13 protein-coding genes and 2 pseudogenes are annotated in these 15156 nt (G+C 62.7%); 12 read left to right on the top strand and 3 right to left on the bottom strand.

All coding sequences use genetic code 11. The annotated features are described in order from the left end of the window. The first annotated feature begins 35 nt into the window (after nucleotides 1-35). The 10 genes from ltnD (at nucleotide 36) to A6U98_RS32675 (ending at nucleotide 11647) form a co-directional block, all read left to right on the top strand. Nucleotides 36-980, top strand: a complete 945-nt coding sequence (gene ltnD, locus A6U98_RS32720) for an L-threonate dehydrogenase (protein ID WP_064655381.1) — start codon at nucleotides 36-38, stop codon at nucleotides 978-980. 14 nt (nucleotides 981-994) lie between these two features. Next, entirely contained in the window at nucleotides 995-1771 is a 777-nt protein-coding gene (gene otnI, locus A6U98_RS32715) for a 2-oxo-tetronate isomerase (RefSeq protein ID WP_064655380.1), read from the top strand. 3 nt (nucleotides 1772-1774) lie between these two features. Next, the gene (otnK, locus tag A6U98_RS32710; protein ID WP_064655379.1) at nucleotides 1775-3055 is read left to right on the top strand and encodes a 3-oxo-tetronate kinase; all 1281 of its coding nucleotides are present in this window, start codon (nucleotides 1775-1777) and stop codon (nucleotides 3053-3055) included. Nucleotides 3056-3257: 202 nt separating this feature from the next. After that, nucleotides 3258-4094: a GNAT family N-acetyltransferase gene (locus A6U98_RS32705; protein WP_064655378.1), complete on the top strand. Its 837-nt coding sequence runs from the start codon at nucleotides 3258-3260 to the stop codon at nucleotides 4092-4094. A gap of 13 nt (nucleotides 4095-4107) precedes the next feature. Further along, nucleotides 4108-5484, top strand: a complete 1377-nt coding sequence (locus A6U98_RS32700; protein ID WP_064655377.1) for an aspartate aminotransferase family protein — start codon at nucleotides 4108-4110, stop codon at nucleotides 5482-5484. A 221-nt stretch (nucleotides 5485-5705) separates the two neighbouring features. Next, complete coding sequence (locus A6U98_RS32695) at nucleotides 5706-6419, top strand: HAD-IA family hydrolase (RefSeq protein ID WP_064655376.1); 714 nt, start codon at nucleotides 5706-5708, stop codon at nucleotides 6417-6419. A gap of 63 nt (nucleotides 6420-6482) precedes the next feature. Further along, nucleotides 6483-8093: an ABC transporter substrate-binding protein gene (locus A6U98_RS32690; protein WP_064655375.1), complete on the top strand. Its 1611-nt coding sequence runs from the start codon at nucleotides 6483-6485 to the stop codon at nucleotides 8091-8093. An 88-nt stretch (nucleotides 8094-8181) separates the two neighbouring features. Next, nucleotides 8182-9132 (top strand): ABC transporter permease, encoded by a 951-nt coding sequence (locus A6U98_RS32685; RefSeq protein ID WP_064655374.1) that lies wholly within the window; start codon nucleotides 8182-8184, stop codon nucleotides 9130-9132. Then, complete coding sequence (locus A6U98_RS32680) at nucleotides 9129-9995, top strand: ABC transporter permease (RefSeq protein ID WP_064655373.1); 867 nt, start codon at nucleotides 9129-9131, stop codon at nucleotides 9993-9995. Before A6U98_RS32685 ends, A6U98_RS32680 begins: the two co-directional genes overlap by 4 nt. Beyond that, on the top strand, nucleotides 9992-11647 hold the full coding sequence (locus tag A6U98_RS32675; RefSeq protein WP_064655372.1) for an ABC transporter ATP-binding protein: 1656 nt from the start codon (nucleotides 9992-9994) through the stop codon (nucleotides 11645-11647). The genes A6U98_RS32680 and A6U98_RS32675 overlap by 4 nt, the downstream gene beginning before the upstream one ends. Nucleotides 11648-12020: 373 nt before the next feature. Here the strand turns inward: A6U98_RS32675 and A6U98_RS32670 are convergent, their stop codons facing one another. Beyond that, complete coding sequence (locus tag A6U98_RS32670) at nucleotides 12021-12497, bottom strand: Lrp/AsnC family transcriptional regulator (RefSeq protein WP_018445089.1); 477 nt, start codon at nucleotides 12495-12497, stop codon at nucleotides 12021-12023. 233 nt (nucleotides 12498-12730) lie between these two features. Between A6U98_RS32670 and A6U98_RS32665 the strand changes: the two genes are divergently transcribed. Then, nucleotides 12731-14056 carry an FAD-binding oxidoreductase gene (locus A6U98_RS32665; protein ID WP_064655371.1) on the top strand — a complete coding sequence of 442 codons (1326 nt, stop codon included), beginning with the start codon at nucleotides 12731-12733 and terminating at the stop codon, nucleotides 14054-14056. Between the two features lie 27 nt (nucleotides 14057-14083). Next, nucleotides 14084-14430 (top strand): annotated as a pseudogene (locus A6U98_RS36510) (aldehyde dehydrogenase family protein); the annotation flags it as partial. Here A6U98_RS36510 and A6U98_RS37920 read toward each other — a convergent pair. Continuing rightward, nucleotides 14369-14599, bottom strand: a complete 231-nt coding sequence (locus A6U98_RS37920; protein ID WP_064655369.1) for a hypothetical protein — start codon at nucleotides 14597-14599, stop codon at nucleotides 14369-14371. The pseudogene A6U98_RS36510 and the gene A6U98_RS37920 overlap by 62 nt on opposite strands. Nucleotides 14600-14609: 10 nt before the next feature. Then, nucleotides 14610-15156: pseudogene (locus A6U98_RS37400) on the bottom strand (Ti-type conjugative transfer relaxase TraA); the annotation flags it as partial.

The raw sequence follows: 15156 nt of genomic DNA, 5'->3' as shown, positions 1-15156 counted from the left end.
GCAGACCTTTCCTCACGAGACTGGAGAACCTCCTCATGCCACCGCTTGCTGAAAACTCGGGCTCGGCCGTTGTCGCAGCCGTCATCGGTCTTGGTTCCATGGGGCTTGGAATGGCCCAGTCGATGAAGCGCGCAGGTCTCGACGTCATTGGATATGACATCACGCCGGCGGCGGTGGACCGCTTCATCGCCGATGGCGGACGTGGCGCGTCAACCCCTGCCGCTGCGGCGAAGGACGCCGACATCGTCGTCTCCGTGGTCGTCAACGGCGCGCAGACCGAGGCCGTGCTGTTCGGGCCCGAAGGCGTCGCGCATACAATGAAGCCCGGCGCCGTCTTCATCTCGTCGGCCACCATGGATCCCGCGGTCGCACGCGATCTGGCACAGCGGACGGAGGCTCTCGGCCTGCATTATCTCGACGCGCCGATTTCGGGCGGCGCGGCCAAGTCGGCGCGTGGCGAACTGACGATCATGGCGTCCGGCTCCAGCCAGGCCTTCGACACGGCACGCCCGGGTCTCGACGCCATGGCCGGCAAGGTCTACGAACTTGGAGACGAGGCCGGTAAAGGCGCGGCCTTCAAGATGATCAACCAGCTTCTCGCCGGCGTGCACATCGCCGCCGCCTGTGAGGCCATAACCTTTGCCGCCAAGCAGGGTCTCGACCTCGACAAGGTCTATGAGGTGATCATCGCGTCGGCCGGCAATTCCTGGATGTTCGAAAATCGTGTGCCGCACGTGCTGGCCGGGGACTATACGCCGCTCAGCAGCATCGAGATTTTCGTCAAGGATCTCGGTATCGTCCAGGACATGGCCCGCTCCGAGCGTTATCCGGTACCCCTCGCGGCAGCCGCCTTGCAGATGTATCTGGCCGCCTCCGGGGCGGGCATGGGCCGTGACGACGATTCCTCGCTCGCGCGGCTCTATGCCAAGCTCTCCGGCGCTGAATTGCCGAGCTCCACCAAAGAGCCGCAGAGCCTGTAAAAGGAACGCTAGACATGCCGGTTTTCGCCGCCAACCTGACGATGATGTTCAACGAATGGGCGTTCCTCGACCGCTTCGACGCCGCAGCCGATGCCGGCTTTGCCGCCGTCGAATACCTCTTTCCCTACGAAGCCACGCCTGAGGCAATCGCCGAACGGCTTGCCCGCAACAATCTGCAGCAGGCCTTGTTCAACCTGCCGCCGGGCGACTGGGCAGCAGGCGAGCGTGGCATCGCGGCTCTTCCTGGACGGTTCGATGCGCTGAAAGCGGATGTCGAGCGGGCACTGGACTATGCGGCGGCGACGGGCGTCAGGCGATTGCACCTGATGGCAGGCATCGCCGACCCTCATGATGAAGACGCTTCCTCCTGTTACCGGCGCTCCGTCACTTATGCTGCCGGGCGGCTTGCGGAAAAGGGCATCGATCTCCTGCTCGAGCCGATCAACGGGCGCAACATGCCTGGATATTTTCTCAACGACTTCCGCGCCGCCGAGCGGCTGATTGCCGAATGCGGCCTGCCGAACCTGAAGCTCCAGTTCGACATCTATCACCGTCAGATCATCCATGGCGACGTCGCCATGGCGTTGCGACGCCTGCTGTCGATCACCGGCCATATCCAGATCGCCAGCGTGCCGTCACGCAACGAACCGGACGGGGAGGAGTTGAACTATCCCTATCTATTCGGCGAAATCGACAGCCTGGATTACGACGGTTTCATCGGCTGCGAATATATCCCGCGCGGCCAGACATTGGACGGTCTTGGCTGGTTCAAACCCTTTGCACGGAGCTAGAGGATGGCTATTTTGCTCGGATCAATTGCTGACGACTATACCGGCGCTTCCGACCTCGCCAACACGCTGACGAAGAACGGTCTGCGCACGGTGCAGACGGTCGGCATCCCCGATCCGTCGCTGGCACTACCGGATGTCGACGCTGTGGTTGTTTCCCTGAAGATCCGCGCCGTCCCGGCCTCCGATGCCGTGGCGGCGGCGGCAAGCGCCGAACGATGGCTGCGCCAGCGGGGTGCCGGCCATGTGCTTTACAAGATCTGCTCGACCTTCGATTCCACCGATGCCGGCAATATCGGTCCGGTCACCGAGGCATTAAGCGAGGCGGCCGGAGGCGGCTCCGTGCTGGTGACACCCGCCTTTCCGGAAACGGGACGCACCGTCTATCTTGGCCATCTCTTCGTCGGGGGCCAGCCGTTGAACGAAAGCCCGCTCAAGGATCACCCCCTCAATCCGATGCATGACGCCAATCTCGTGCGGGTTCTCACCCAACAATCGCGCAACGCTGTCGGACTGGTCGATCTCACAGCCATCGCGGCCGGACCCGGCGCCGTCAAGGCAAGGCTAGACTCCCTGCGCGCGGCAGGCGTCACTGCTGTTATCGCCGATGCGATTTTCGAACGCGATCTTGAAACGCTCGGCGAGGTCGCTCTTGAAACGCCGGTGTCCACCGGTGCGTCCGGCCTCGGCCTCGGCCTTGCCCGCGCGCTCGTCCGCTCCGGTCGGATATCGTCCGACGGCGCAACGACGGCGGACGCCATTCGCCCGGTGGGTGGGCTTTCCGCCATCGTTGCCGGCAGTTGCTCCAAGGCGACACTCCACCAGATCGACGTCGCCGAACGGTCGATGCCCGTCCTGCGGCTCGACCCGGAACGGCTGCTTGCCGGTCCCGATGAGATCGCCGCAGCGATTTCCTGGGCCGGAGACCGCATCTCCGCCGGCCCCCTCGTCATTGCCGCGAGTGCTGCGCCTGAAACCGTGTCCCGACTGCAATCGCTGCATGGAAGGGAAGCCTCCGGCCACGCGATCGAGACCGCGACGTCGATCATCACAGCCGAACTGGTGGAGAGAGGCGTGCGGCGCCTCGTAGTCGCCGGCGGTGAAACCTCAGGCGCGGCGGTCGACAGGCTTGCCATTCCGGCATTTCTGATCGGCCCGGAGATTGCGCCTGGCGTGCCGGTGCTGCGCACGGTCGGCAATGCCCAGGGCGATATGCTTCTGGCGTTGAAATCGGGGAACTTCGGAGGCGAAGATTTTTTTACGGCAGCGCTGGCGATGATGCACTGACATGCCCATCGCATGTCCGTGATGTGTCGAGCGCCAGGACCCACCGCCAGGATCTGGATAGGACGCATATCGGTTGGTTCTAGCATAAGATGCGGCGGCCGATGATAGCAAAGCCATAAGATACTGCCTGAACCATGGCCTTCAGACGATCTGCCCGCCGGCGCTCCGGCAGACTGGCGGGCACGACATGAAGGACGCCCCCATGCAAGCAAGTCAGATCGAAATCGTCCCGTTCGGCCCGGACCATCTGGAAGCCGCCGTCGCGCTCTCGCGACAGGCGGGCTGGCCGCATCGGACGGAAGACTGGCAGCTGGCGCTCGCCTTGAGCGAAGCGATGGTCGCGGTCGAGGACGGCAAGGTCGTCGGCACCGTGCTCGTCACACCATACAAGGGGGATTGTGCGACCATCAACATGGTCATCGTCGACGAGACGATGCGCGGGCGCGGCCTCGGCCGCAGGCTGATGGACGCCGCATTGCTGACCGCGGGAGACCGGCCGCTGAGGCTGGTGGCGACGACGGCAGGTCTGCCGCTCTACCAAAAGCTTGGCTTCCGCGAGACGGGAACCGTGCTGCAGCACCAAGGTCTTGCCGGAGAAATTGCCGCGCCGGCGGAAACGCAAGCCGCTACCGACGCCGACCTTCCTGCCATCGCGGCACTCGACCGACTTGCCTTCGGCGCCGACCGCGAAGGGCTGCTCTCCTATCTCGCCGGGATCGGCGAATTCGCCGTCATTCGCCGTGACGGCCGTATTTCCGGGTTCGCTTGCCTGCGTCCTTTCGGCCGCGGCGAAGTGATCGGACCCGTGGTGGCCGCCGACCTCGGCGAGGCCAGGACACTCATCGAACATTTCATCGCCAGACGGCCCGGACGGTTCCTCAGGGTCGATACCACTGCAGACGCCGGACTTTCCCCTTGGCTCGCCGAACAGGGGCTCTCCCATGTCGGCGGCGGAATCACGATGAGAAAGCCGTTGGCCAACGACGCTGCCGATCCGACCGCCACCACCTTTGCCCTCGCCAGCCAGGCACTCGGCTGATCCGGAGATCTCCATGTACAGCAATTCCCTCATCGAACTCGATCGCGCCCACCTCATTCATCCGGTCGCCTCCTACCGCGGCCACGAAAAGCTTGGCGTGCGCGTGCTGGCCTCTGCGAAGGGCGCGACGGTCACCGACGCATCGGGCAAGCAACTGATCGACGGCTTTGCCGGCCTCTGGTGCGTCAATGCCGGTTATGGCCACGAGAGCATCGTCGAGGCAGCGGCCCGGCAGATGCGGGAGCTTCCCTATGCGACGGCCTATTTCGGCCTCGGCTCCGAGCCCGCGATCCGGCTGGCCGGCGAACTCGCCGACCGCGCGCCGGGCGATCTCAACCATGTCTATTTCACGCTCGGCGGATCCGATGCGATAGACAGCACGATCCGCTTCATCCGCTACTACTGGAACGCCCGTGGACAGCCCGAGCGCGATCAGTTCATCTCGGTCGACCAGGGCTATCATGGCTCCTCGACGGTCGGCGCGGGCCTGACGGCGCTCCCTGCCTTCCATGCAGGCTTCGGCGTTCCCTTCGACTGGCAGCATAAAATTCCGTCTCACTACGCCTATCGCAACCCGGTGGGCGACAATCCGCAAGCGATCATCGACGCCTCGCTTGCGGCGCTGAAAAGCAAGGTCGAAGCGATCGGGCCGGAACGCGTTGCCGCTTTCTACGTCGAGCCGATCCAGGGCTCGGGCGGCGTTCTGGTGCCCCCGAAAGGCTGGATGAAAGCCATGCGCGAATTCTGCCGCGCGCACGACATCCTTTTCGTCGCGGACGAAGTGATCACCGGCTTTGGCCGCACAGGCCCGCTTTTTGCCTGCACCGAGGATGAGGTCGTCCCTGACTTCATGACGACCGCCAAGGGCCTCACATCGGGCTACGTCCCCATGGGCGCCGTCTTCATGGCCGATCATGTCTATGAAACGATTGCCGAAGGCGCGGGTGCTGCCGCCGTCGGCCATGGCTACACCTATTCGGCCCATCCCGTCAGCGCCGCGGTCGGGCTCGAAGTCCTGAAGCTCTACGAAAACGGCCTTCTCGAAAATGGTGTCAGGGCCGGCGCGCGGCTGATGCAGGGCCTGGAGTCGCTGAGGGATCATCCGCTCGTCGGCGATGTCCGCGGCCGCGGCATGCTCGCCGCCGTCGAGCTCGTGGTCGACAAGGTGAACAAGACGCCGTTGCCGGCATCCGCCGAACCCGCCCGCCGTATCTTCGATCGCGCCTGGGAGCACGGCCTCGTCATCCGCGCCTTCGGCAACGGCGTGCTTGGCTATGCTCCGCCGCTCTGCTGCACCGAAACGGAGATAGACGCGATCGTTGAGCGCACCCGCATCACCCTGGACGAGACGCTGGAGGACCCGGATGTGCGTCGGGCGCTGCAGGCCTGAGAATACCGCGAAACGGTCAGATTCGGTATTTTGTGCCGCCTCATGGCGCCTATTCGGCGAATCCGGCGCGGTGCAGGTGACACACTGAAATCAACGAAAGGCCTGGATCCCGGCACATGCGGGCCTTCCATACAAGAGCGGGACAATGACCCCGCCGGCGGAACAGAATTTTCTTCTTCGAGAACCGCGCTCCCACCGGAGCCGAACACTGGGGAATTCACGTGAGCAAGAGCCTTCCGGAATTCAAATATATGACCTTCGATGTCGTCGGCACGCTCATCGACTTCGAAGGCGGCCTCAAGACCTGCCTCGCCGAGATCGCGACCGAGGCGGGGACTGAAATCGACGGCGAGCAGGCGCTTGGCCTCTACCGCGCAGCCCGCTACTCAAAGGATGCCGACCTCTTTCCCGACGACCTCGTGCGCGTCTACCTGGCGATCGCCCCGAAGCTCGGTCTGCCCGCCGATCAAGAATATGGCGAACGGCTGCGGGATTCGGCGAAGGGCTGGAAGGGTTTTGCAGACAGCGCCGCAGCGCTGGCCAGTCTTGCGAAGGATTACCGCCTCGTTGCGATGACCAACGCCCGCCGCTGGGCATTCGATTTCTTCGAGAAAGAGCTCGGCAATCCCTTTTATGCCGCCTTCACGGCGGATGATACGGGGACTGAGAAACCCGATCCCGCCTTCTTCGAGAAGGTGTTCGATTACGTCGCCTCGGAAGGACATTCGAAGGACGACATCCTGCATGTCGCCCAGAGCCAGTACCACGATATCGGCATTTCCAGGAAACTCGGGCTGACCAATTGCTGGATCGAGCGGCGACATGCCGAGAAGGGTTACGGCGGCACGATCGAGCCGGCCGAGTTCACCAAACCCGATTACCATTTCACCTCCATGGCCGGCCTTGCTGATGCCGTGGCTGCCGCGCGCGCCTGACTTTGAAAGCAGATCGGGCCTGCCCGCAACGGGCAGCCCGCCACAGAAGAAAAGGGGAATGAGATGAACGACAAGATCACCAATTGGACCAGATCCGACGACGCCATGGTCGAAACCGCCATCCGCCGTGGCGCCACCCGTCGCGAATTGCTGCATATGATGCTTGCGGGCGGCGTGGCCATATCAGCCGGCGGGCTCGTGCTTGGCCGCGCCGGCAAGGCGCTCGCCGCCACGCCGGTTTCCGGCGGCACGCTCAAGGCGGCCGGCTGGTCGTCCTCCACGGCCGATACGCTGGACCCCGCCAAGGCGTCGCTCTCCACCGACTATGTCCGGTGCTGCTCCTTCTATAACCGCCTCACCTTCCTCGACAAATCAGGCACGCCGCAGATGGAGCTTGCCGAAGCGATCGAGTCCAAGGATGCGAAGACCTGGACGGTCAAGCTGAAGAACGGCGTTACCTTCCATGACGGCAAGCCGCTGACCGCCGATGACGTGGTTTTCTCGCTGAAGCGCCATCTGGACCCATCCGTCGGCTCGAAGGTCGCAAAGATCGCCGCCCAGATGACCGGCTTCAAGGCGGTCGACAAGCAGACCGTCGAGATCACGCTCGCCAGCCCGAATGCCGACCTGCCGACCATCCTGTCGATGCATCACTTCATGATCGTTTCCGACGGCACGACCGATTTCACCAAGGCCAACGGCACCGGCGCTTTCGTCAAGGAAGTCTTCGAGCCGGGCGTTCGCTCGGTCGGGATCAAGAACAAGAACTACTGGAAATCCGGCCCGAACGTCGATTCCTTCGAATATTTCGCGATCAGCGACGACAATGCCCGTGTCAACGCACTGCTTGCGGGCGACATCCATCTTGCAGCCACGATCAATCCGCGCTCTATGCGCCTTGTCGAGGCCCAGGGCGACGGCTTCACCTTGTCTAAGACGACGTCCGGCAACTATACCAATCTCAACATGCGACTGGATATGGAGCCCGGCAACAAGCGGGACTTCATCGAGGGCATGAAGTATCTCGTCAACCGCGAACAGATCGTCAAATCGGCGCTACGCGGTCTCGGTGAAGTCGGCAACGATCAACCCGTTTCACCGGCGAACTTCTATCATGACGCAGAGCTGAAAGCGCGAGCCTTTGATCCTGAGAAGGCGAAGTTCCACTTCGACAAGGCCGGCGTGCTTGGCCAATCCATTCCGATCATCGCTTCCGATGCGGCGAGCTCCTCGATCGACATGGCCATGATCATCCAGGCGGCCGGCGCAGAAATCGGCATGAAGCTCGATGTGCAGCGAGTGCCATCTGACGGTTATTGGGACAATTACTGGCTCAAGGCACCGATCCACTTTGGCAATATCAACCCGCGGCCGACCCCCGATATCCTTTTCTCCCTGCTCTACACCTCGGACGCTCCGTGGAACGAAAGCCACTACAAGTCGGAGAAGTTCGACAAGATGCTGATCGAGGCGCGCGGCTCTCTCGATCAAGACAAGCGCAAGACGATCTATAACGAGATGCAGGGCATGGTCGCCCAGGAAGCCGGCACTATCATTCCGGCCTATATCTCGAACGTCGATGCCACGACTGCCAAGCTCAAGGGCCTGGAAGCCAACCCGCTCGGCGGCCAGATGGGATACGCTTTCGCGGAATATGTCTGGCTTGAAGCCTGATTAAGCAAAGGAGACTGGGGCTGCAGCCGCCCCCAGTTCCTCCATCTGCATTGATGGAACTCAACTCGAACGCAAAGGGAAGACGCCCGTGAACCGCCAGGTCTTATCCCTTGTACTGAGCAGATTGTTCGTCGCCGTGATCACTCTGGTGATCGTCTCCTTCGCCGTCTTCTTCGCGACAACGCTGTTGCCTGGAGATACGGCGACGATCCTGCTCGGCCAAGCCGCCACGCCAGAAGCCGTCGAGGGCCTGCGCAAGGCCATGCATCTCGACGAGCCGGCGCTCTTTCGTTTCCTGCGCTGGTTAGTCGGGCTGCTGCAGGGCGACCTCGGCACGTCCTATGCCAACGAAATGCCGATCGCCGCTCTCATCGCCGGCCGCTTCGTCAACACGCTGAAACTTGCCGGCGTCACCGCACTGTTCTCCGTACCGATCGCGCTGACGCTCGGGATCACTGCGGCGATGTTGCGCGGCACCCTTTACGACCGGATCGTCACCGTGATCACGATCGGCGTCATCTCCGTGCCGGAGTTCATGGTCGCGACCTCCGCCGCGCTCATCTTCGCCGTCTACCTGAAATGGCTGCCGGCGCTGTCTTTCGCCAATGAGGTCCATAGTATGACCGATCTGTTGCGCGTCTATGCCATGCCGGTGATCACCCTCACCTTCGTCGTCTCGGCGCAGATGATCCGCATGACGCGCGCGGCTGTCATCGAGACGCTCAACACACCCTATGTCGAGATGGCATTGCTCAAAGGCGCCTCCCGGCCGCGCATCGTGTTTCGCCATGCACTGCCGAATGCGCTCGGCCCGATCGTCAATGCCGTTGCGCTTTCGCTGTCCTATCTGCTCGGAGGCGTGATCATCGTCGAGACCATTTTCAACTATCCCGGTATCGCCAAGCTGATGCTGGATGCCGTCGCCACCCGCGATCTGCCGCTAATCCAGAGCTGCGCGATGATCTTCTGCCTGGGCTACCTGCTGCTGATCACCATCGCGGATATCATCGCCATCCTTTCCAATCCGAGGCTCCGATGACCATGACCCGTTCCGAAACCACCTCCGGCCGGCTGTCCGGAACCCGGTTTGGCTATCGCTTCAACATCGTCGGCGCGATCGGCTTCACTGTGATCCTGTTATGGGCGCTCGTCGCGATCTTCGCGCCATGGATCCTCCCCTACCCCGTCGGCGAGATCATCGATCTCGACTATTTCGGCCCGATGAGCCGGGAACTCTGGCTCGGCTCCGATTATCTCGGTCGCGACATGCTCTCGCGGATTCTGATGGGCGCACGCTACACGGTCGGTATCTCGCTGGCGGCGGTCACGATCGCATGCTTCAGCGGCGTCGTGCTCGGCATGATCGCAGCGGTCGCCGGCGGCTGGCTGGACACGATCCTCAGCCGCTTCCTCGACGCCCTCAACTCCATCCCGAGCAAGCTGTTCGGCCTGGTGGTCGTCGCTGCCGTCGGCTCCTCGGTCCCGGTCCTGATCATGACGCTGTCGGTGATCTACATCCCCGGCGCTTATCGCTTCGCCCGGGCGCTCGCCGTCAACATCAATGCGATGGATTTCATTACGGTCGCGCGCATCCGCGGCGAAAGCACCCTCTATCTCATTCGCTCAGAGATCCTGCCCAACATTGTCGGGCCGGTGCTTGCCGATCTCGGCATCCGCTTCGTCTTCATCGTTCTGCTGCTCTCCGGGCTTTCCTTCCTCGGTCTCGGCGTCCAGCCGCCCTATGCCGACTGGGGAGCGCTGGTGCGCGAGAATATCGGCGGCCTGCCGTTTGGTGCGCCGGCGGTGATGTTTCCCTCGCTTGCCATCGCCAGCCTGACGATCAGCGTCAACCTGCTGATTGATAACCTGCCGCAGAAAATTCGCGACCGGAGCACGTCATGAGCAATTTCATCGAAATCCGTGACCTGAAGGTCGAGGCCACCACCGATTCCGGTCGACGCGTCGAGATCATCAAGGGTGTCAGCCTCGATGTTGCCGAGGGCGAGATCGTTGCGCTGATCGGCGAGAGCGGCTCGGGCAAGACAACCATCGCCCTGACCCTGATGGGCCATACCCGTGCGGGCTGTCGTATCTCCGGCGGCAGCGTTTCGGTCGGCGGCAAGGACATGGTCACGCTCAGCGAGAAGCAGCGCGCCAAGGTACGCGGCACCGAAGTCGCCTATGTCCCGCAATCGGCGGCTGCCGCTTTCAATCCCGCCACATCGATCATGGACCAGGTGATCGAAGTCACGCGTATTCATCAGCTGATGTCGCCGGACGATGCGCGTGCCAGGGCAGTCGAGCTCTTCCGGGCGCTGTCGCTCCCGGAACCTGAGACGATCGGCAGCCGTTATCCGCACCAGGTTTCCGGTGGCCAGCTGCAGCGTCTGGCCGCCGCCATGGCGCTGATCGGCGACCCGACCCTCGTCATCTTCGATGAGCCGACGACAGCGCTCGACGTCACCACCCAGATCGAAGTGCTGCGGGCTTTCAAATCGGTGATGAAAAAGGGGGGCATCGCTGGCGTTTATGTCTCGCACGACCTTGCTGTCGTCGCCCAGATCGCCGACCGCATCGTGGTCTTGAAAGGCGGAGAGACCCAGGAAACCGGCACCACCGACGAAATCCTCAACAATGCCAAGCACCCCTATACCAGGGAGCTGCTCGCAGCCTTCGAACCGAAACCGCGCGGCGCAAGTGGCCCCGCCGAACCCGCGACGGCTCCCCTGCTGAGCATCGAAGGTCTTGTCGCGGGCTATGGGCAGCGCCAGGCTGATGGCCTGCCGCTCGTTCGCGCGGTCGAGCATGTTAGCCTGAAGGTAGAAAGGGGCCGCAATCTCGGTATTATCGGCGAATCCGGTTGCGGCAAGTCGACGCTCGCCCGCACAATCGCCGGCATCCTGCCGGCGGCGGTCGGCAAGATCGTCTTCGACGGCACGGAACTGCATCGCAACGCCCGCGAGCGCTCCCGCGATGAGTTGCGCGAGATGCAGATCGTCTTCCAATATGCCGATACCGCGCTCAATCCGGCAAAATCGGTTGAGGACATCCTCGACAGACCTCTGGTCTTTTACCACCGCATGGATCGAAAGGCACGGAACGCCCGGATCGATCAACTGCTCGACATGGTGCGCCTGCCCCGCAATCTGCGCCATCGCCGGCCGGGCGAACTCTCGGGCGGACAGAAACAGCGCGTCAACTTCGCCCGGGCGCTCGCCGCCGATCCGAAGCTGATCCTCTGCGATGAGATCACCTCGGCGCTTGACACGGTGGTCGCCGCGGCGGTCATCGACCTGCTCAAGGAATTGCAGCGCGAACTCGGCCTCTCCTATATCTTCATCAGCCACGACCTCTCGGTGGTGGAGGCGATCTGCGACGAGATCGTCGTGATGTATGGAGGCCGCAAGGTCGAGGAAATCACATCCTCGACAGTGAAGACGCCGCAACATCCCTATTCGCAGCTGCTCTTCTCGTCGGTGCCGACGCTCGATCCGGCCTGGCTCGATGGGCTCCAGCAGGATCCGGAGCTGGTGCGGGCCTATTGCCGGCACTGACCGCCGAGTCGAGGTGTTACAGCGCTGCCCTCCTCGAAACCACAGGCAAGACGCTTGCCAGACCCGGCGCGCACTCGGTCAGGTCGTGTTGAAAAGCCTGGGCTCCACGGCACAGGATCTCCAAGTGGCAGCGAATATGGCCTTGGAGACCAATCCCGAAATTCTGTCGCAAGTCCTTCCAACCAGTATGAAGCTTCAATTATAGGGAGAACAACCTGCGACAGAGAGAATCGGTATCTGCGCAGGACTAATTAGATCGGAGAGATGCAACTGGGTGAGGCCGGTGTGGAACCCTGAGAGTTTGCGTTGGGACGCTCGGCCAGGGGGAGTTTGAGGATCAGGAGCGGGGCCCGGTCGCGGTCCTTCCCGCCGGCTAAAGCGGAAACAAGGTGGTCAAAGGCATGTGGGCTTTGACGATCGGCGATTTCAGGACGACGAAGCTGAAATACTTGTCGATACCGACGTCCAGGTCGGTAAGCCGCTCCATGATAGTCTGATATTCGTCGATCCCGGCGGTGACGAATTTCAGCAGATAATCGTAGCCGCCCGAAACCAGATGGCATTCGATCACCTGGTCGACTTTTTCGATCGCCGCAAGGAAGCGGGCGAAGTCGATCTGCCGGTGGTTCTTCAGGGTGATCTCGGTAAACACCGTCAGCGTCTGCCCGAGCTTGCTGACGTTGATCTGGGCCGAATAGCCTTCGATATAGCCTTCAGATTGCAGCTTCTTCACCCGCATCAAGCAGGGGCTAGGCGACAGATTGACCAGTTCGGCGAGCTCCACATTGGTGACGCGGCCATTCTTCTGCAGTTCGTAGAGAATTTTTACGTCGATCCGGTCGAGTTTCATCTCACACGCCCTCACTTGCTCGAGATCGCCAATCACACAGCAGATTATGCTGCTGCTTTCCGACGCCAACCTTAACACATGATGCTGGCCTGTCGATCGCGTTGCGAGGCAGGCCGAAGCACAAACGGCTGCGGGCATCCGCCCAACACGGAATCTTCTGCTGCCACCAACCGATCTCCGGCAAAGCCGTGGCGTCGGATCCGCTACACTACGGTTAAAACGGAGACTCTCCCATGCCCGCACCTCTCAATCGCGTCGACACCACGCCGGAACTGCCTTCCACCGCTGATGCGGTGGTTATCGGCGGCGGCATCGTCGGCGTTTTCACGGCCTATTATCTCGCCCGGCGCGGATTGAAGGTCGCCCTCGTTGAGAAGGGCCTGATCGGCGCCGAGCAATCGAGCCGCAACTGGGGCTGGTGCCGCCAGCAGAATCGCGACGCCCGTGAACTGCCGATGTCGACGAAGAGCCTCGACCTGTGGGAGCGCTTCGCCACTGAGACCGGTGAGGATACGGGCTTCCGTCGCTGCGGCCTCTTCTATCTCAGCAATAGCGACGATGAACTGTCCGGCTGGGCACGCTGGCGCGACTTCGCCCGCTCGGTCGGCGTCACGACGCACATGCTGAGCAGCGCCGAAGCGACCGAACGCGGGCGTGCCACCGGCGCCTCATGGAAGGGCGGGGTGTTTTCGCCGACCGACGGCACCGCCGATCCGGCGAGTGCTGCGCCAGCCGTTGCGCGTGCGATCCTGAAACTCGGCGGCACGGTGCATCAATCCTGTGCTGCCCGCGGCCTCGACGTCGAAGGTGGCAGGCTCTCCGGCGTCGTCACCGAGCATGGCACGATCCGCACGAAAATCGCGGTCCTCGCCGGCGGCGCCTGGGCCTCCTCCTTCTGCCGCCAGCTCGGCATTCGATTTCCGCAAGCTTCGATACGCTCATCGATCCTATCTGTATCTCCCGGCGCAAGCAGCTTGCCGGATGCGTTGCACACATCAGCCGTTTCGGTGACGCGACGCCGCGATGGCGGCCACACGCTGGCGATCAGCGGCCGCGCCCGTGTTGATCCGACGCCACAGCAGTTCCGCTTCGCGCGGCAGTTCCTGCCGATGTTCGCCCGACGCTGGCGCAGTCTCGCACCAGGCGGGTTGGAGGGCTTTCGCTCCGGCCACGAGTCTCTGGCCCGCTGGCGGCTCGATAGGCCGACGCCAATGGAGCGCATGCGCATCCTCGACCCGACCGTCGATGAGGCAACCATTGCACTTACGCATGCGCGGGCGCTCGAACTTCTGCCCGACTTGAAGAAAACCGCCATCAGCGCGACCTGGGCAGGCTATATCGACAGCACGCCCGACGGCGTGCCGGGGATCGGCGAGATCGCCACCCTGCCCGGTTTCATCCTCGCTGCCGGCTTCAGCGGCCACGGCTTCGGCATCGGGCCTGGCGCCGGTCATCTGATTGCCGATATCGTCACAGGCGATGAGCCGATCGTTGAGCCCAGGCCTTACCATCCCGACCGCTTCCAGACATCCGCCTGGGGTAAAGTTGCCGACTTTTAAATGCGGTTCGACTTGGAGGATGGCCTCATGGAAAACGCCCATAAATTCTATATCGACGGTGAATGGGTCGCCCCGATAGGCTGAGAGAGCTCGACGTGTTCGATCCGTCGACCGAGCAATCCACCGGAACGATCGCAATCGGCAGTGCCGCCGATGCGGAAAGGGCGATCGAAGCCGCCCGCGCGGCCTTTACCACCTACTCCCAAACGCCGAAGGGGGAGCTGCCTGCACTGCTCGAGCGGATACTGGCGATCCTAAAGCGCCGCAGGCACGAGATCGGCGATATAATTCTCCCGTGAAATGGGGCTCCGCTCACCATGGCACGGGCAGAGCAGACGGGGCTCGGTGCGGCGCATTTCGAAGAGACCATCCGCGTGCCGTGGTGCCTGCAACGAGTTCGGGTACGCTTCCCTCAGGTGAGGCAGCGAGAAGAACACCCATGCCATCCTCCATCAGATCATAGAGCGAGATGGCGGCATCGACGTCGCTGATTGATCTATCGCCGATCAGCCGTCCGACGTCGACCCGCTCCGAGCCGATCATAGCGGGTGGTCTAAATCCCAAGCCCCAAGGACTTGCCGCGCTTCAGTGAGCGCTGCAACTCCATCTGCTGCGTGAGCTCGGCACGATGACTACGATCGGCAAGGCGAGCAACCTGGCGGATACGCCCGACGTCCCCAGCCTGATCAGGCCCCACTCGCTTCAGCTGATCCGCGAGATCTGAGGGATCGGCGCGACCGAAGCGCGTTTCGATCGCGCTGGCGATGTCCTTTGCCTCGGCAAGCGCTCGACGCCCCTCCGGTGTCCCCGCCAGTTGCTCGACGAACTTTGCCTTGTCGGTATGGGCGAGATCGTCGAGCTTTCGCAGCAGCGCCTCGCTCTGGCGGCTCGGGCCCAGAATCTCGACCACGTCCTGCTTTTCCCGCTTCCAGCGTTCCGAACCGCATTCGGCCGCGAGGCGACGTTGCCAGGTCTTGGCGGATTGGCGAACATGCGACGCCAGCGCATCGATCCGGAAAAGCGCGTGCCGGCGATCGGCGTTGTCTCCGAACAGGCCTGTCTTGCCGGCGAGCGCACCGATCGTCTCGGGCAAAGTGCTG

This window comes from Rhizobium sp. WYCCWR10014, from assembly GCF_001657485.1.
Classification (GTDB): domain Bacteria; phylum Pseudomonadota; class Alphaproteobacteria; order Rhizobiales; family Rhizobiaceae; genus Rhizobium.
Note: the sequence above shows the minus strand (reverse complement) of the source record. Positions and strands in the feature narration are given on the sequence as shown.